The 18,115-nt window shown below is 43.6% G+C and carries 20 protein-coding genes, 2 tRNA genes and 1 pseudogene; 19 read left to right on the top strand and 4 right to left on the bottom strand.

Features of this window, described 5'->3' with window-relative positions; genetic code table 11:
- The 6 genes from JSQ97_RS11305 to JSQ97_RS11330 form a co-directional block, all read left to right on the top strand.
- The coding region (locus JSQ97_RS11305) for an acyltransferase family protein (RefSeq protein WP_205076156.1) at positions 1 to 1,120 on the top strand (1,120 nt) is incomplete at its 5' end.
- Complete coding sequence (locus JSQ97_RS11310; RefSeq protein WP_205076157.1) at positions 1,117 to 2,919, top strand: thiamine pyrophosphate-binding protein; 1,803 nt, start codon at positions 1,117 to 1,119, stop codon at positions 2,917 to 2,919. The genes JSQ97_RS11305 and JSQ97_RS11310, both read left to right, overlap by 4 nt.
- Complete coding sequence (locus tag JSQ97_RS11315) at positions 2,916 to 4,508, top strand: aldolase catalytic domain-containing protein (protein ID WP_205076158.1); 1,593 nt, start codon at positions 2,916 to 2,918, stop codon at positions 4,506 to 4,508. The genes JSQ97_RS11310 and JSQ97_RS11315 overlap by 4 nt, the downstream gene beginning before the upstream one ends.
- Positions 4,509 to 4,572: 64 nt before the next feature.
- The gene (locus tag JSQ97_RS11320) at positions 4,573 to 5,223 is read left to right on the top strand and encodes an HAD family hydrolase (protein ID WP_205076159.1); all 651 of its coding nucleotides are present in this window, start codon (positions 4,573 to 4,575) and stop codon (positions 5,221 to 5,223) included.
- A complete protein-coding gene (locus tag JSQ97_RS11325; protein ID WP_205076160.1) occupies positions 5,211 to 6,122 on the top strand; it encodes an NAD-dependent epimerase/dehydratase family protein in 912 nt (303 codons plus the stop codon). The genes JSQ97_RS11320 and JSQ97_RS11325 overlap by 13 nt, the downstream gene beginning before the upstream one ends.
- 206 nt (positions 6,123 to 6,328) lie before the next feature.
- Complete coding sequence (locus tag JSQ97_RS11330) at positions 6,329 to 7,288, top strand: glycosyltransferase family 2 protein (protein WP_205076161.1); 960 nt, start codon at positions 6,329 to 6,331, stop codon at positions 7,286 to 7,288.
- Between the two features lie 422 nt (positions 7,289 to 7,710).
- Here JSQ97_RS11330 and JSQ97_RS11335 read toward each other — a convergent pair.
- From JSQ97_RS11335 to JSQ97_RS11345, 3 genes are all read right to left on the bottom strand, one after another.
- Positions 7,711 to 7,783, bottom strand: a tRNA-Pro gene (locus JSQ97_RS11335).
- A gap of 175 nt (positions 7,784 to 7,958) precedes the next feature.
- Positions 7,959 to 8,032 (bottom strand) — tRNA-Asp (locus JSQ97_RS11340).
- A 290-nt stretch (positions 8,033 to 8,322) separates the two neighbouring features.
- Positions 8,323 to 9,636, bottom strand: a complete 1,314-nt coding sequence (locus JSQ97_RS11345) for a solute carrier family 23 protein (protein WP_205076162.1) — start codon at positions 9,634 to 9,636, stop codon at positions 8,323 to 8,325.
- Positions 9,637 to 10,097: 461 nt separating this feature from the next.
- Between JSQ97_RS11345 and rpsP the strand changes: the two genes are divergently transcribed.
- From rpsP to JSQ97_RS11400, 11 genes and pseudogenes are all read left to right on the top strand, one after another.
- Positions 10,098 to 10,346, top strand: a complete 249-nt coding sequence (gene rpsP / locus JSQ97_RS11350) for a 30S ribosomal protein S16 (protein WP_187384889.1) — start codon at positions 10,098 to 10,100, stop codon at positions 10,344 to 10,346.
- 18 nt (positions 10,347 to 10,364) lie between these two features.
- Positions 10,365 to 10,598, top strand: a complete 234-nt coding sequence (locus JSQ97_RS11355) for a KH domain-containing protein (protein ID WP_205076163.1) — start codon at positions 10,365 to 10,367, stop codon at positions 10,596 to 10,598.
- 7 nt (positions 10,599 to 10,605) lie between these two features.
- On the top strand, positions 10,606 to 11,190 hold the full coding sequence (rimM, locus tag JSQ97_RS11360; RefSeq protein WP_016521603.1) for a ribosome maturation factor RimM: 585 nt from the start codon (positions 10,606 to 10,608) through the stop codon (positions 11,188 to 11,190).
- Positions 11,191 to 11,194: 4 nt separating this feature from the next.
- Positions 11,195 to 11,986, top strand: a complete 792-nt coding sequence (gene trmD, locus JSQ97_RS11365; protein WP_205076164.1) for a tRNA (guanosine(37)-N1)-methyltransferase TrmD — start codon at positions 11,195 to 11,197, stop codon at positions 11,984 to 11,986.
- A 1-nt stretch (position 11,987) separates the two neighbouring features.
- A pseudogene (gene rplS, locus JSQ97_RS11370) lies at positions 11,988 to 12,326 on the top strand (50S ribosomal protein L19); the annotation flags it as partial.
- Positions 12,327 to 12,563: 237 nt separating this feature from the next.
- A complete protein-coding gene (locus JSQ97_RS11375) occupies positions 12,564 to 13,889 on the top strand; it encodes a hypothetical protein (protein ID WP_205076166.1) in 1,326 nt (441 codons plus the stop codon).
- Positions 13,886 to 14,149, top strand: coding sequence for an EscU/YscU/HrcU family type III secretion system export apparatus switch protein (locus JSQ97_RS11380; protein WP_205076167.1), 264 nt, complete (start codon positions 13,886 to 13,888; stop codon positions 14,147 to 14,149). The genes JSQ97_RS11375 and JSQ97_RS11380 overlap by 4 nt, the downstream gene beginning before the upstream one ends.
- A 105-nt stretch (positions 14,150 to 14,254) precedes the next feature.
- Positions 14,255 to 14,530, top strand: a complete 276-nt coding sequence (locus JSQ97_RS11385) for a phosphohydrolase (RefSeq protein ID WP_205076168.1) — start codon at positions 14,255 to 14,257, stop codon at positions 14,528 to 14,530.
- Between the two features lie 46 nt (positions 14,531 to 14,576).
- On the top strand, positions 14,577 to 14,945 hold the full coding sequence (locus tag JSQ97_RS11390) for a YraN family protein (RefSeq protein ID WP_205076169.1): 369 nt from the start codon (positions 14,577 to 14,579) through the stop codon (positions 14,943 to 14,945).
- Positions 14,942 to 15,133, top strand: a complete 192-nt coding sequence (locus JSQ97_RS11395; protein WP_187384882.1) for a hypothetical protein — start codon at positions 14,942 to 14,944, stop codon at positions 15,131 to 15,133. Before JSQ97_RS11390 ends, JSQ97_RS11395 begins: the two co-directional genes overlap by 4 nt.
- An 11-nt stretch (positions 15,134 to 15,144) precedes the next feature.
- Positions 15,145 to 15,636: a hypothetical protein gene (locus tag JSQ97_RS11400; RefSeq protein ID WP_205076170.1), complete on the top strand. Its 492-nt coding sequence runs from the start codon at positions 15,145 to 15,147 to the stop codon at positions 15,634 to 15,636.
- A gap of 141 nt (positions 15,637 to 15,777) precedes the next feature.
- On the opposite strand, the gene JSQ97_RS11405 is transcribed toward JSQ97_RS11400, so the two are convergent.
- Positions 15,778 to 17,022: a hypothetical protein gene (locus tag JSQ97_RS11405; RefSeq protein WP_205076171.1), complete on the bottom strand. Its 1,245-nt coding sequence runs from the start codon at positions 17,020 to 17,022 to the stop codon at positions 15,778 to 15,780.
- Positions 17,023 to 17,202: 180 nt separating this feature from the next.
- Between JSQ97_RS11405 and JSQ97_RS11410 the strand changes: the two genes are divergently transcribed.
- Positions 17,203 to 17,514: an ATP-binding protein gene (locus JSQ97_RS11410; RefSeq protein WP_239447108.1), complete on the top strand. Its 312-nt coding sequence runs from the start codon at positions 17,203 to 17,205 to the stop codon at positions 17,512 to 17,514.
- A gap of 27 nt (positions 17,515 to 17,541) precedes the next feature.
- Positions 17,542 to 18,115, top strand: a 574-nt coding sequence (locus JSQ97_RS11415) for a hypothetical protein (protein WP_205076172.1), incomplete at its 3' end; no start/stop codon positions are given.

Consider the following 18,115-nt stretch of genomic DNA (forward strand, 5'->3'; position numbering starts at 1 on the left):
GCATATATGGATAAAAAACTGTTATTTAGAAATAAGCAATAATTTTATTCATTTTTTACGTGTCGTAGCAACGGCTTGTGTTTTTATTTTGCATACTTCCATATTTACCAATCAGCACGGTAACCTGTTTGCTGTTCCGTATACATACCCTCTTCGTACTCCGGCATGGGGGGGGGTATGGATTTTCTTTTTGCTCAGCGGATACTTAGCGGCAAGAGGTTTTGCGTTGAAAAAATATAAATACTCTTTTGAAGGTGTAGTGCTTTATTATAAACGAAAGCTTACAAATATTTATATTCCTACTGTGTTTTTTATCTTTATATGCTGTGTATTCGTGTTTCCTACTTTTTTAAAAGATAATCCTGATGTAATATTACGCGTGCTTTCCTGTACATACAACGGAGGGTCTGGAGTAGATGGAGTCGGGGCAACATGGTTTATTTCTACTCTTATGCAGCTCTATATAATATGCCCCTTATTTTGCAAAATGATTGAAACTATGCGTACTCGTAAAAGAATGTTGATAATGGTATACTCAATAATCGCTTTTCTCGGCTTGTCGTACCGAATGATAGCTTATGCTTGCGGCTTTGATTGGTATATTGCTATTTATACACCTTTTTATGCAAATCTTGACTTATTTATATGCGGTATAATTACTTATTATATTGCCGATGCTTATCGTAAGAGAATTTGCATATCCGATTCCTTAGAAAAAATAAGTTTATATTTGCTGTTTCTTTTTATTTTAATAAATACTCTTACCTATAACATATTTTATATATATGTAATTGTGTATCCGACTGTTTACGTCCTATTGATTTCATTAAATTTATTTGTTTTTCATGAAAGAAAGACAGCGCCGGTATCGACGATGGGAAAGTATATTACTTTTCTTTCGTCAATTTCTTTTGGGTTTTACCTTTTTCACAGTTTAGTGTTACATAATTTATATGATTTTTTACCGACTTTTAAAAATATTTATTTACTTCATGCGGAGTTGCTCATCTGCGGCGCCGTCATTTCAGGAATATTTGCAATAGGGTTTAACAAAATATTTAATAGGGCTGTAGCTGACTCAGGTGAATCAGAGCGGAGTGTGAAAGAGGATTTATTATGAAACAACGTCTCGCTGATTATATTGCAGACTTTTTTGCTGTAAACAATATTATTGATATTTTCACTGTTACCGGCGGTGGAGCCATGCATTTGAATGATGCTTTCGGCCATCATCCGCAATTACACTGTACTTATAACCACCATGAACAAGCTTGTGCTATTGCTGCAGAAGGCTATGCAAGATATTCAGGGAATATAGCCGCCGTTTGTGTAACTACCGGTCCGGGAGGAACGAATGCGATAACCGGCGTTCTCGGCGGCTGGCTTGATTCAATTCCGATGTTTATTATTTCGGGACAGGTCAAATTTTCAACAACCGTAAAATCCACGTATATACCGCTCAGACAACTCGGCGATCAGGAATTCAATATAGTAGATTGTGTAAAAACCATGACAAAGTATGCGGAAATGGTTGTTAGCCCTTATGATATTGCCTACGTACTTGAAAAGGCATTGTATCTTGCAACACACGGACGTCCCGGTCCTGTTTGGCTTGATATACCGCTTAATATTCAAGGGGCTATAATTGAAACGGACAATTTGCGCCATTATGATCCGGCTTCTGCTTCCCGAGAGAGTCCTCCTCCGCTGTCTGAAAATCAGATATACCGTATTTTAGCTAAAATAAAAGAAGCAAGACGGCCCGTCGTGTTCGCCGGGGAAGGAATAAGAATATCGGGCGCATATATGCAATTTTTACAACTTATAGACAATCTGAATATCCCTGTCGTTACCGCATGGAATGCACACGACCTTTTATGGGATGAGCATCCTCTCTATTGCGGAAGACCCGGAACCGTCGGCACAAGGGGGGGGAATTTTGTTGCACAATATGCGGATTTATTACTTATATTGGGGTGCCGTCTGAATATCAGGCAAATCAGTTATAATTGGGAACATTTTGCCCCTGCTGCCTATAAGATTATGGTCGATATAGACCCTTTAGAACTTTTAAAGCCTACTTTGAATATAGACATGCCGATTCACGCCGATTTGAATGCGGTAATTGAACAGCTTAATTCGGCTGTGGAAAAAAATACTCAGCATACACGCTGGATTGAGTGGTGCCGAAATATCAATGCAAAATATCCGGTTTGTAAAAAATCGTTTTATGAAACGAATACGCCTATAAATCCCTATGTTTTTATGGATATGCTATTTAAAGAACTTGTTGAAGGAGACGTTATTATTACCGGTAACGGGAGCGCCTGCGTTTGCTCGTTTCAGGCAGGATATATTCGAAAAAATCAACGGCTTTTTACAAATTCGGGATGTGCCAGTATGGGGTATGGTCTTCCTGCGGCATTAGGAGCGGCGGTTGCACGGCAAAATAAACGAGTGATATGTATTGATGGTGACGGTAGTTTACAGATGAATATACAGGAATTGCAAACGGTGATCCATAATAGGTTGGATATAAAACTATTTGTTTTAAATAATAACGGCTATCATTCAATTCGGCAAACGCAAATGAATTTATTCGCTCCTCCCCTCTGCGGTGTCAGCGCTGACAACGGTATTAGTTTTCCTTTAATGGAAAAAATTGCTTATGCCTACGGATTTCCCTATGTAAGAATAGATGCGGTACAAACCGCATCGGAAAAAATTAAAGAAGCTCTGAATACGACAGGACCTGTTATAGCTGAAATCATACTTGATCCGGCACAGTTTTTTGCACCGAAAGTGTCAGCAAAAAAACTCCCCGACGGTACAATGATTTCGCCCCCGTTGGAAGATATGTATCCTTTTTTATCCGATGAGGAAATAAAAAGAAATTATGAGGAAGCAATGAAAATATGAAAAAGATATATCTGCTTGATTGCACATTGCGTGACGGCGGCTTTGTAAATAATTGGGCTTTTGGTGAAGGATGTATAAAGAATATCTTTAGCCGTCTGGATATCTCCGGAATAGATACAATAGAAGTCGGATTTATTGATGAACGTGAAACGTATGATGCTAATCGCTCAATGTATCCCGATACAAAATCCATAGAACCGATATTTGACAACATACGCCCCCCGCAAGCTTTAGTTTGTGCAATGATAGATTATGGAACTTGTTCGATCGATAAAGTCGCACCAAAAACGGAATCTCACCTTGATGCTATAAGAATTATTTTTAAGAAGAGTAAACAAGATGAAGCATTGAAATTCTGTGCTCAAGTGAAAGAGAAAGGATATAAAATTTTTGTTAATCCGGTTTCAATCACCGGTTATACTGATGAAGAAATAATAGCGCTTGTTAATAAAATTAATAAGATATCTCCTTATGCAGTAACGGTAGTAGATACGTATGGACTTATGCATTCTCAGGCTGTTCTTCGTTATTGTAATATTCTTAATACTTATTTAGATAAGGATATAATTATAGGATATCATGCACATAATAATTTTCAATTGGCATATTCGAATGCTATTGCGGTAATGAATGGCATCGAGAATCGGGATATTTCTATAGACGGTTCTTTATTCGGTATGGGAAAAAGCGCCGGTAATGCATGTACGGAACTGCTTGCTATGTATATGAATGAGTATAAAAATAAGCATTATGATATTAATCAGATACAAGAAGCTATCGATGTTGATATTCAAAAAGAATACATAAAGTCGCCATGGGGATACCGCCAAAAATATTATATTGCTGCATTACATGGCTGTCATCCGAATTATGTGCAGTATCTGCTTGATAAAAAGACCCTGTCGATAAAATCTATAAATATCATTCTTGAACGTATCCCTGATTCGATAAAGCTTCTTTATGATAAAAATGCTATAGAAACGTTTTACTATGATTATCAAAATAATGAAATCAATGACAGCGATACAGTAGCGATGTTGCAAAAGCTTTTTGAGAAGCAGCCGATACTTCTACTCGGACCGGGTAAAAGCATTGAAGCAGAAAAAGAAAAAATACAACGGTTTATTGTTGAGGAAAAACCGATAGTTATTTCAGTTAATTTTCTTAATAAATCATTTGCTATTGACTATGTATTTATGGGAAATGCCAAACGGTACAGCCAATTTTTTAATGCACTACATGATACAAATAGAATCAAGACTATTTGTACATCAAATATCACAGAAACGGATAAAAAAATTGATTTTATAGTAAACTATTCATCTCTTTTATCCCGGATAGATTGTATACGTGATAATCCGCTTGTTATGCTTTTATATTTATTAAAAAAATTACATAAAACAGAAGTCACTCTTGCCGGTTTTGACGGATATGTGGAACAAAATACACAAAATTACTATGAAGCCTATATACCTATGTTGTTTTGTCAAGAAAATGTATTGTTGCGTAATCAAGCAATTAAAGAAGAGATTGTATTATTGAAAAATGCAATAACAGTCAGGTCATTAACAAAAACAAAGTATCTGTAATATCGGTATAAATATGCCATTATTGTTTGCGAAAGTTGAATGCAAAACAAGTTGAGGCCTTTTAATGCTTAACCTTATTTGGGATTTGGATGGAACCCTCATTGATTCTGAGCATGAGGTGTTGGAAGCGCTTAAACTTGCTCTGATTGACGCAAAAATAGATATATCAAAAATTATAAAACCGTTTCGAGTTGGTCCAACGATAGATAATATTTTAAAAGCTTCGTTTGCTGCTTCATATCTTAATGACGAAAGACTGCACAATGCAATAAGTGCCTTTAGAAAACGGTATGATTCGAGTAGCTTTTTCCATACAAATCCTTTTATGGGGATTGATGCTATCATTCATGATACTGATAATTATGTACACTATATTATTACCAATAAACCCGATCTGCCGAGCTGTAAAATCGTTCATAAACTGGGATGGGCCAATAAAATTAAAAAAATTATTACGCCATATAGTTCGGGTAGTGATAAAAAGGAGAAATCTGAACTGTTTAAGTATCTTATTACGTCACAACATTTGGATAAAGAAACGACGTATGGTATTGGAGATATGGCATCGGATTGTTATGCTGCAAAATGTGTGGGAATAAAAGCAATCGGTGTATTATGGGGTGCAGGTACAAAAGAAGAATTAACCGATACAGCTTACATCTGTTCTACGGTTGCTGAATTGAAAATGTTGTTAGAATCATTATGCAAAAAATAGTTATATCAGGGGCTACCGGAATACTCGGTTCAGCTCTTATACGCTGTGCGAAAAAACAGGGCTTGGAGATTGTCTGTATTGTACGGAAAGACTCGGAACGGGCAAAGGCGCTTATTGCTTCAAATAGTGTTGACATACTCCAAGCGGATTTAAAAGATTACAATACGCTTAGCCCCGTAATTACGAATTCCGATGTTTTTATCCATCTCGCATGGGAAAAAACATTCGGCACAGCACGGGATGACGTTGATGCACAAGTGCGCAATATTCAATATACACTTGACGCTGCTCGCCTTGCGCAAAGAATGGGCTGTAAGGTTTTTATCGGAGCGGGAAGTCAGGCCGAATACGGTCCCGTACAATGCCCGTTGACGGACAAAACACCGGTATGCCCGCAAAGCGGGTACGGTATGGCAAAATATACTGCCGGCCGGTTGTCCGCCCTTTTATGTGGGCAATTGGGCATACGGCATAATTGGCTTCGTATATTAAGTTTATATGGCCCGAACGACGCTCCGTATACATTGATTTCTTATGTAATACATGAATTAAAAAATGGGAGAAGTCCCGAATTGACAAAATGCGAACAGGTATGGGATTATCTGTATGCTGACGATGCAGCTCAAGCTATTCTAGCTGTAGCACAAAAAGGTATTCACGGAAAAACATATCCGCTCGGCAGCGGTACAGCCCGTAAATTATCGGAATATATAAAGGTCATTCGCGATTATGTTAATCCGGATATTGCAATACACTTCGGTGTAAAAGACTATTATCCGCATCAGCCGATGTATTTACAGGCGGATATCACAGAACTTACAAAAGATACCGGTTGGAAACCGGAAATTTCGTTTTTAGAAGGCTTAGAGAATATAGTTGCCTCTACACTAAGAAAATGATTTGATGCGGCAAAAAGTAAAATGTAAAAATGAAGTATTATCATAAAAGTGCAGTATGGATCGCTTGCTCGACTTTTATAATTGGAAAGTTGTTGCCTGCGATTTTTTTCTTTTGCGGGTTTTTAAGTATGCAGATATTAGAAGCCTATTGCATATTTAATTTTTAGACGTTGTAAAAACGCTTGGTATAGTGCAGAGGTGATAAAATGAGAGAAAAGCCATTGTTGAGTATTTGTATACCTACTTATAATAGAGGTTACTTATTAGATAAGACTTTGCAATTGCTTTGTCCGCTCGCGAAGCGATTCTCGATTCCAATTTATATTTCCGACAATGGTTCGACTGATGATACGCAACTAGTAATACAAAAATATTCTGCTGATTATAATGTGATTGGATTTAAGCAGGAACAGAATTTAGGACCTGATAAAAATTTTGAATTTTTATTGATTCATGCCGAAGGAAGGTATAGATGGTTGCTTGGAGATTCTGCCATTATCAATGAAGATGAGCTTTCTCAACTTCTCGCAAAATTGGCGGACAATGATTATTCGTTTGTGGTAACAGGAACGTTAACGCGAACAGAATTATTACCGTTAGAAAAGGTTTATACAGATCAGAATACCTTGTTGGAAGAATTGGGTTGGCACATGACGTATTTGAACGCCTTGATTTATAATGAAAAGGTTGTCTCTAAGTGCAATTATCAACGGTATTACAATAGTAATTTTCTTCAAACAGGTATAATTTTCGAATATATTGCTCAGTCGAAAGATTGGACTTTATATTTTTTTAATAGGTTGAAGGGGGATGCTTTTTCGATTGAAAAAAAAGGACACTGGGAGTCGGATGTGATTCCGATATTTTGTAAAAAATGGTATTTGTTTATTATGTCATTACCATTGTCATATAATTATAAATCTAAAAATACATGTATTCGGGCACATGTAGCAAAAACGAAACTTTTCGGATTTAGAAATTGTCTACATTTCAAAAGAAGAAAAGGTATATCTTTTTCTATTATTTTTCACTATTATAATTTTATACGATCGACGACAAATAATAGTGATATTGCTTTCATGCTGTTTGCTTGTTGTTTTCCGGAGTTCATATCAAAATTACTTAAAGTCATTCGGTCTTTTATGAAATACAGTACTAAAAAATGAAATAGCCTTGAGGTGTTGGGATGGATGGTTCGGCCATAATTGTGGATTACAATACAAAAGGTTTGACAATAAATTGTCTTCTTTCAGTATTCCGACAGATAAAAGAACTGGAAATTTGTAAAGTCGTTATCGGTTGGCGTGCAATTGCTATCTTTGATAACCGCCTCTCAATTTTATAAACACATCAAATCTACCCAATCCGACCAAATCCGCAAAATTCTCCTCATGACACTAGGCTGTCACGATTGGTCTACGCCTAAATCCACACGAACGCAAGCAAACACAAAACGGTACGCTCATGAAAGTGAGCTTCATTAAAGGTGATGCCATATACAAACCTCGAATTGACTTTTTATTGACTTTTTAAAAAGTCGCAAAAAGCCCCGTGTTCGATAAGTCTATATATAGCAAGGAATTAGCAGTCGGGCAAGGCGGATTTGAACCGCCGACCTCTTGGTCCCGAACCAAGCGCGCTACCAACTGCGCTATTGCCCGTTCGTCGGTTTTTCCGGCGTGAAAAAAAATAGGGCTGTTCAAAAACTTCAGTTTTTGAACAGCTTCCTTGATTTTAGGTGCGATGTTTAAAATTAAGTCATTACAATACACAGACTTAATTTTAAACTCGATAGGCTGTCGAAAAAGTAACCGACTTTTGAGACAGCCATTGTTACGGGAGCGACGGGGCTCGAACCCGTGGTCTCCGGCGTGACAGGCCAGCGCGATAACCAGCTTCGCTACGCCCCCGTGATTTTTATACTATAGCATAATTTGATTTTTTATGTCAAGTACGTAGAATGCCTTTGAATTTAGATCGAATGATCGGCACGCCGTTTTTTCGTAAGGGTGTACAAAGGCGTCCGTATGCACGATACGCCTACGCCCGACCGGAGCAACGCGGAGCGGCCGCCGGAGCTGATGCGAGGCGGCTGGAGCGGATGCGGAATTGCGGAGGGCGGGATCGCAAAACGGTGTCGTCCGAATGCCCTCCGTCGAAGCGTCGAAGATGCGATGCGCGAGGTTTTGTTACGTCTCGCTTATTCCATCGTTTTCGGAATTATTAAATTCAATATGATGCCGACGACGGTCGAAAGCGCGACTCCGCCCAAGCTGAACACGAAATCGCTTCCGACGGTAAACTGTAAAATACCGCCGCCGATCCCGATGACCATGACGACCGACGAAATCGTCAGGTTGCGTTTGTCTTTATAATCGACGCCTTCTTCGACGAGTGTACGCAAACCGCTGGATGCGATAAGTCCGTACAGGAGCATCGAAACGCCGCCGAGCACGGGGCCGGGTATCGTTTGAATGACGGCACCGAATTTTTGGCAAAATGACAGCACGAATGCGATGACCGCAGCCCCTCCGATGACCCACACGCTGTACACTTTCGTAATCGCCATAACGCCGATGTTTTCTCCGTATGTCGTGTTCGGCGGCCCGCCCCACACGGCAGCCCATGCGGTTGCAAGGCCGTCACCGACGAGCGTCCGGTGCAAGCCGGGGTCTTTCAAAAAATCCTTTCCGACGACACGGGATGTCGTGAGCGTATCGCCCAAGTGTTCGCAGATCGTAGCGAGCGAGACGATGACGAAAGTGAGTGAGGCGACGAAATTGAATTTCGGTGCGAGCCAAAAATACTTACCGGCCGCATCGGTTTGCAAAAACGGGAGCGCAAACCACTTCGCTTCGCGCACGACTGAAAAATCGATGACGCGGTATGCGGGAAAAAAGGCGCCCATGACGAGTGCGAAGATATAACCGCCGACAAGTCCGATCAATATCGAAATCGTGTTGAAAAAGCCTTTCAAAAAAATCGTCGCGACTATGGCGATGCCGAGCGTTACGACTGCGATGCTCACGTATGCGAGCGAATAATCCTGCATCGCACCGCTTGATCCGACATACATCGCTTCTTTGATCGCGGTCGGCGCAAGGTTCATGCCGATGACTACGATGACCGAGCCGATGACTACCGGAGGAAGCGCTTTGTCGATCCAGCCTTTGCCCGTAAATTTAATAATGAGCGCGACGACGCAGTAGAACAGACCTGCGCAAATCGCCCCTCCCATCGCATAGGCGGCGCCGTATTGCTCGCCGATTCCGATAAGCGCGGGGATGAAGGCAAATGACGAACCTAAAAACGCCGGCACTTTCGCTCCCGTAATGAGGATGTAGATGAGCGTTCCTGTACCCGCGGTAAAAAGCGCGGTCGACGGACTCAAACCCGTCAAAAGCGGCACGAGGATCGTCGCGCCGAACATGGCAAACACGTGCTGAAAGCTCAGCGGGATCCACTGCGCGAGCGGCGGTTTGTCGTGAGGTCCTAAAATTTTCGATGAATCCATAAAGAAACTCCCATAAAAACTTTTGCAGAAAGTTGCAACTTTCGAAAAAGTTTTTAGTCGTGCGCGCGAGCGCACACGTCAGATAATCGAGTTTGCAAAATAAAGTGTATCATATTCATACGTCTATCATCAAACAATACGCATACACATCTTCTGCAAACATCCGCGCAAACTCGAGGTAAAAAGCGACGGCGATAGTTTAGACGGCGCTTTTTACCATGTCTCCTGTGTGATACAAATCGGCACAGTATAGCATAAGCCTTTTTTTTTGAAAAGAATTTTTGCATTTAATTTTTGCATTTAACTTTCACATCGATTTTAACGATAAGATCTCCCTTGATAATAAGATTTCCTTCCGATTGACGCTCTCCCCTCGCTTCCGCTATAATGAATATTCGCACCGATAGGTGTGTTATTTTAGGACTTGGCCCCGTTCGGTTCGAGTTCTACGGAGGATTACAGTGGTCAAAATCAGACTGAAAAAGTTCGGCACGCAAAAACGTCCCTACTATCGCGTCGTTGTCATGGATGAGCGTTCTCCGCGCGACGGCCGGGCGATCGAAGAAATCGGTACCTATATGCCGATCGAAGCTGCGGAAAAGCAGATCAACATCAATGTCGAACGTGCGAAGTATTGGCTCGGAGTCGGTGCACAGCCGACGGACATCGTCGGTAAGCTGCTCAACAAACAGATCCGTTCCGCAAAGTGATTGCATCGAGGCGGCTGAATGGAAAAGGATTTAATCGAATATATTGCAAAGTCGCTTGTCGATGATCCTTCTGCGGTTTCGGTGACCGCAGCGGAGGGTGAACGCGGACCCGTTTTGCAGCTGAAAGTGGCTGAAAGCGATATCGGTAAAGTGATCGGCAAATACGGCCGTATCGCAAAAGCGATGCGCACGGTGCTGAGCGCATCGGCGGCAAGGGACGGAAATCATTACAGTCTCGACATCTTAGACTGAAAGGCAGATGAAAGATCAGCTTGCAGTCGGCTTTATCCGCGGTCCGCACGGGATTACGGGTGAATGTAAAATAGAGAGTGCTTCCGGCGCGTACGATCACATCGTTTCGCTCAAGGATGTCACTTTACGGCACGGCGAGGAAACCGAGCGGCGCAGAGTCGAATCTGCGGACTGGGGCGGCACCTGCGTGTTTATGAAATTGGCGGGAATCGATTCTCCCGAAGCGGTACGAAAGTACAACGGATGGGAAGTGGTCGTACCGCGCGAGTGTGCCTATCCTTTGAAAAAAGGAGAATGGTACATCGATGATTTGAAAGATTGTTCTCTCGTATATGAGAGGAAAAACGGATCGGCGGCTTCGGCCGCGCCTGTCGAAACGATAGGCAAGATCACGGACGTATTGGAAGGCGGAGCGGCGCAGCTTTTGGAAGTGCGCATCTCCGAGGCTTGCAGCGTTCTTGCGGACGATGTCAAACGCACCGTTTCGGGAAAACCGAAAACGGTTTATGTTCCTTTTACGGAGGAGCATATCGGCGCGGTCGATATCGAAGGCAAAACGGTGGAGCTGATGCACCTCTGGATTCTGGAGTGATTCCATGCAATTTACTGTGCTGACCTTATTCCCGGATATCCTGCGCGCGTACTTCGAAAATTCGATTATGGCGAAAGCGGTTGAAAAGGGAATTATTTCCTGCGTCTTGACGGATATCAGGGATTTTGCCCGTGATAAACACCGTTCCTGTGACGACGGTCCGTATGGCGGCGGAGCGGGACAGCTTATGCTCGCCGAGCCGCTCGGAGAAGCGCTCGACAGCGTAGAGGCGTACAAAAAGCGCGTCATCTATGTGACGCCCGGAGGAAAGCCTTTTACGCAGGCGAAAGCGCTTGAGTTAAGCCGCGAAAGCGAAATCGTCATTATCTGCGGACGGTACGAAGGGATCGACCAGCGGATAATCGATCGGTACGTCGACGAAGAGATTTCGATCGGGGATTACGTTATGTCGAGCGGAGAGGTTGCGGCGGAAGTCGTCATCGACACGGTGTACCGCCTGATCGACGGCGTCATTTCGGCGGAATCGCTCGACGAAGAAAGCTATTCGGGCGGACTGCTTGAATATCCGCAGTATACGCGGCCGCAAAATTATCGGGGAGAAGAAGTACCCGAAGTGCTGCGGTCGGGAAACCACGAAGCGATACGCGCGTGGCGGCTGCGAAAGAGCATTGCGAAAACGCTTGCCAATCGGCCGGACTTGATAGCGTCTGCGCGAAACGCGGGTACGCTTTCGGAGGAAGCCGAAAAAATTATTAAGGAAATTACGGAGCAGGTTTCGCTTAAAACCGCCGGAAAAAAGAAGCGGGCGAAACGGACTCGGGAAGCTGGAGACTGAGATGGATATCATTAAGGGTATTGAAGAAAAACAAAAGCGCGCGAGCGCCATGGGATTTAATGTCGGCGATACGGTAAAAGTTTTCTTTAAAATCGTCGAAGGCAAAACGGAACGCATTCAAGTGTACGAAGGTGTCGTCATCGCGAAAAACGGCGGCGGTACGCGGGAAACGTTCACTGTTCGCAAAGAGTCGTACGGCGTCGGAGTCGAGCGCGTGTTCCCGATGCACTCGCCGCGGATCACGAAAGTAGAGATCGTGCGTCCGGGCAAAGTCCGCCGTGCAAAACTCTATTACCTCCGCGATGCCGTCGGTAAAGCGAAGCGCATTAAAACGCGCGTCGGCGGAAATATCGCCGCAGCTCTTGCCGAACGCAATGCTCGAGTCGATGCCGCGGCTGCAGCCCAGGAAGCTGCAATCAAAGAAGAGCAAAAAGAAGAACACGCAGCGGAAGCGGCTGAAAAGGCAAAAAAGAAATAATGTGTCGCTTCTGAAAACTCAAGCGGTTTTTAGAAGCGGATGGAGCTGTCCCAAAAGTCGCTTGCTTTTTCGACAGCCCCTCGATAATTTTTCCGGCGCATGGATACGATTTCCCGCGTATACGTTCAAACGGCTTCCCTTTCCCCTATGCCGAACCGGCACGAGATTCGCGAAGGGGATGTCGTTTCCGTGCACATCATTTCGCAGACGGGGCAAAATTCGTATATCGCTTCTTTTGCGGGCGGCAGGTTTTCCGTTACGTCGGAAAGACCGCTTATGGAGGGTGCGGTTTTTTCCGCTTCCGTTTCGCTCAAAGACGGAACGCTCGTCCTTTCACCGCTTATCGCCGATGCCCCCTTTTCAAACGAACATCTCGTAACGACGTTTTCGACGGCGCTCAACCCCGACGGAACGCTCTCCGATGCGGAGCTTGTCCGCTATTTTACTTCTCTCGATCTTCCCCCCGATTCTGTCACAGCAGCTCTTTTTGCCGCGATGCAGTCGCTCGGCATGAAATTCGACGAGAGGATTTTTAACGATGCGCGCCGCGTCGCGCTCTTGTTTCCCGGGCGTGAAAAAGAAGCCGCACAAGCGGCTCTGCTTTTGGAACAAAAAGGCATCCGTATGGAAAAAACTTCCGTCGCCGCTATCGTCGGTGAAAACGAAAAGAGCGATAAGGACTCCGAAAGCGATGCAGATTCTCAAAACGGCGGACGTGCAAAGAGAGGAGGGGCGGACGGAAAGAGAAGCAGCGATCCGCAAAACGGCGGAAAAAACGAAAGCGCGGAAGAAGGCGGTTTCGTGAAAGAGGGAAATTCCGTGCAGAGCGGGCGTCAAAGCGGATCCGATGCGGGGCGGCCGCTGAAAGCGCTCGTTTCCGAAATCGAAGCGGAAGTGCGGCGATTTTTTTGCGGCACGTTGTCGGGAAAGAGAGCTGCAAACGGCGCGGTGCAGGGCAAAACCGCAACGATCGACACTGAGGCGTCCGATGCGGCATACGATGTGAGAGCGGAGCGCGCACTTGAGCAAAGCGAAGGCGGCGTCCTCACTCTTTTCAATCACCGCGGATTTTCTTCCGGCGCGGGCTGGATTCAGATCCCTTTCGAGATTTCGTTCGACGGCGGGGCAAAGACGGGAAGCGGCGTTCTCCGTTTTTTTACGGACGCGCGACAAAAAAAAGCGGAAAAATGTACGGTGACGCTCGATTTCGGTGGGCAATTTTATTATTTTGTGATATACTTACAGAAAGGGCGCGTGCTTTACGCTGTACAGGGCACGGACTCTGCAGATGAAAGCGCGGCGCTCGAAAAAGCGCTCGAAGCGGCGTTCGGCGGAAAATCGTTCAGTGTCGAACGCTCGGACGGCAGTGCGCTTTCAGGGTTTTACGAAAAAAGCGGTATTTCCGTTGTCAGAGGCAGCGTATGAAAAAAGCGGTTGCGCTGAAATATCCCGAAGGAGCGCCTTCGCCTTTTATAACGGCATCGGCTCGGGGCGAAGCTGCGGAAAGGCTTGCCGCAATCGCAAAAGAGCAGGGTATCACTGTCGTCGAAAATGCGAACCTTGCCGATGTTTTGACGCTCGGAGAAATCGGCTCATATGTGCCGGAAGAAACGTGGGGCGTACTCGCGGGTATATTCGCCTTTGTGCTGCAAGCACAGGCTAAAAACGATAAAAGGATATCTTAAAAAAATCGATCGGATTTTTAAGGGACGAAACTTATTGAAGGTTCGATTTCGAGTGATGCTTTCAAAACTCGATAGTCGACCTTACAGAAATATGGGGGAGATGCTATGGCAGGTTTTTTAAAACTTACGCAAAACGATATCAAAGAAGGTATGCGCTTTTCCGCGCCGGTATTTTTCGACGACGGAAAAAATATGTTTCTCGCCGCGGGAAAGCCGGCAAAGCCGTATCATCTTGCGGCGCTCAAAACATGGAACATCCCGTTTTTGCTCACCGTCGGGCACGTCCTTTCGCAGGCGGAAATCGACGCGCAAACGAACGCGAACCTCGAGGATGTGGACGAACTCGAACCCGTCGACGACGATACGCCGGTAAACGTGTGACGGAAAGCGGGGATCGTCAATCGTTCAAAGCGAGTCCAATCGATCCGTGAACGCTTCAAAAAAATCGATCGGAAAAGCCGGAGAAGAAAAGGCTGCGCGTTATTTGATCGAAAAGGGGTATTCGATCGTCGCGCGGAATTGGCAGACAAAAAGCGGCGAAATCGATATAATAGCTTTATCGAACGACGTGCTCGTTTTTGCCGAAGTGAAGACGCTTCCGAGCGGGAACGCCGATATGCTGTCGCACGTGCTCGACGGCCGGAAACAAAAAAAAATTATAGAAACGTCTAAACGTTTTCTCGTAAACAATCGACAATATAGTAAGCACTATATCAGATACGATGTGATCGTTGTGGATATGCCGTCTTTGCCGGCCGTATATCACATTGAAAACGCTTTTTCGGAGCTTGTATGATTTCCGGTCTGAAAACAACTACTCTCGTTCTCGAAAAACAAAAAGCGGACATACCGCCCCGCCTGCTCGCGCTGCGGGAGATGATTCGGGATGCGGAGTATATCGATACGGCCGTACAGAGGATCGCTCAGGTTATCAGCAAAAAATTGATTGAAAACCCGGAAGACGATCCGCTGTTCATGGAATAACGGGAGACACCATGGGAAAGAATGCAAAGCGGGGACGCGGCAGGCGGGATTGGAAAAACCAAAATACGCAAAACGCGCGCTCCGGCGGCAAACCAGCCGATGATAAAGATACAAAACTTCGAGAAGCTGCTATTCAACGCCATCTCTATGACAATATCGCCGACCAAAAGAAAAAAGACGAAGCGATCCGTGAACTCAAGCAGCGCCGCGTCGTATGTCCCGTGTGCGGAAAAGATATCGAAGATATGGCGAGCGCCGTCATCGATAAAGCGTCGGGAAATCCGGCGCACTTCGATTGCATTTTGGAACAACTGAATAAAACGGAAACGCTCGGCGAAAACGAAAGGATCGCATATATCGGTCAGGGACGCTTTGCGCTTTTGCGCTACGAAGATCCGCGCGACGTAAAATCATTTAAAATTATTAAAACGATAGAGTGGGAAGGGCGCGATGCAAAACTTCCGTGGCGAAGCGAACTGAGCAGCCTCTACAGTCAAGTCTAGTGCGGTGAACGCAGTATACGAAAATATCACATATTTTGCACTTTGCAATCGCGCGGTCGGGTAGCACGGCATCGATTCCGTCGTATTTTGCATTGCGCGCAGTAGTTTTAAGTCCGACGTTTGCGCGGTAAAGACGACCGGTTATTTTATCTGCATATTGTTCAATAAATCGATGTATCTCGATACGGATTCTTTATAAAAACCTTCGGCGGAATCAAGCAGAATGATGTGTATAAGGTCCCCTTTATAACGATTAAATTCTTTTTTGAAGGGCAAAATATGAAACCCTTGGGCATCTCCGGATGAGCTTACTTTCAGCGGTTCTTCTATCTCCGTTTCCAGCGCACGGTTATAGGGCGCTCTTACAATCGCAAGAAGACCGTGCATACCGCCGAATCTGATATATTCCTGCGGATTTGAATACTCGTAGATTTCATATTGATCGGATACCGCAAATGTAATCTTTTTTCTATTGGGCAGAGATTCAATGATGCGGGTAACCTTTTTATCATTCGATAAAAACGAAGTGATCATTATAAAGTAGGTAGAATCCGAATATTGTGCCGCTTCTATCGGAACCCGTATTTGAATCGATACGCTGCCGTCGGAGAGGTTGGAAAAACGGGGTTGGTCATCGGAGGCAAGCGGAAGCCATAATCCGAGTAAGCGCGAAAAAAAGCCCTTGCCGCTTTCCCGCTCCACGGGGCGGAACACCTCCGTAAAGGGAACGTCTCCGTCCTTATAATCAATAAAATCATCTTGTAAACTCCGCAGCAGCTTATTGTTTGCCGGATCCAAGCCGGTTGCATCATAATAATACAGTAAATCCGAAATCGCTCTTTTAGGCATCAAAGCCAATAATTCAGCATACGCATAATCGGCGATAAAATCGGGATGCAGTTTTTCCCGCGGAATCCGTTTTAGAACATAGTCAAATTGCCGTATCGCTTCAAAAGGTTTGCCGGCATGCGCATAAAATGAGCCCAAAAACCACTTATAGCGGTAATCTTTGTCTTTGATTTTTTCTATGGCATTATAGGCTCGTACGGTTTCTTCATAAGAATCGTCGGCATCCAAATGATACAGAGCTTCGCATACATAAGCCTTTAAAAGCAAATATTCCTGATTTTTATTTTCCGGATATTCGGAAAGTATTTTAAGGATGCCTTTGAGTCTTTCCCTGTATTCAGCTTTTGAAAACGGCGCCTTCCAATATTCATCGGGAATGAACCCGTTTAAAAACGGCGCATTTTTGTACAAAAAATCGAGTTCATCGGCATATTTTTGCACCTTTTTTATTTTTGCCGTATCGATATACTGTATATCTACGCAAAAAATATTGGCAAAAGCAAAGAGCAGGGCAAAAATAAAAAAACGTTTTTTCATTGCGGCCTCCCGTACAATTCTATAAAACCACGGTTTTTACTCTTATAGTTCCCTCTAAAAACTGCAGTTTTTGTCCTATAGTATGTCAGCAAAGCGGTATTTTTACAAGGGCGAATGTCGAATTTTGAAGGCGCAGTCCGAAAAGATAGCTTTCGGCAGATCGGCGATACCGTTTCGACTATGATCGAAATTGTATACAAGTTTTTGATTTTATCGATTATAATCGAACTTGCGTCGAGGGGTTACGAACTAAAAATCGGAAAGCTGAAAGACAGGGAAATCGATTTTATCGCGCAAAAAAACGATCGGATTTTTTATTATCAGGTCGCCTATCTGTTGACCGATGAAAAAACGCGCGAGCGGGAATTCGGGGTATATAAATCGATTGAAGACAATTTTCCGAAATATGTGCTGTCCATGGATCGCGTCGATTTCGGCAGGGACGGCGTTATTCACAAAAACATCGTCGATTTTTTATCGGAGACGGTGTAGCGAAAATGGGGTGCGGAAAGGAAGATTATGAAAAAAAATATTGACTTCATTATTTTTAATTTTTATTTGCTCAAATTGTTTCTGCGCGATTTGGAAAGGAAATTTAAACAAATTTTAAGTACCCAAAAAGAATATCAATTAAAAAAGATAAAAAACGATCCCTACAAGATGATGCGGTTTCCCTATGATTTGACGGATCAAAAAATTCAGGAAATGAGCGCTACGAAAGTTGTTTCTACAAAAAAGGTGATTTTATCATCTTTTGACAAAGATTTTTATTATATTGCCTGGTATTATGTTTATGATCCCGAAGTAATTTATAGTTATTTGTATGAATTATCTGATAACAAATTATTGGAGCAAAGTTCCGTTTGGATACAAAAAATCGAATTCAATACCGACAAGTCCAATTATATTTTTGATATGATGGATTATCGTTTTCCCGGATTTTTACACAAACCGAATTATTTCAGTAATTATTACTTGTCAAATTTTTATTTTCAATGTGAAGCAAATAGTATTGAAAACACGCTCAGCTATATTAAAGATATTGACACAGATGGAAATGACGAGATTTTTTCATTGGAGAGTATACATGCAG

Origin of the sequence: Treponema sp. Marseille-Q4523 (assembly GCF_016901105.1) — a bacterium.
Classification (GTDB): domain Bacteria; phylum Spirochaetota; class Spirochaetia; order Treponematales; family Treponemataceae; genus Treponema_D.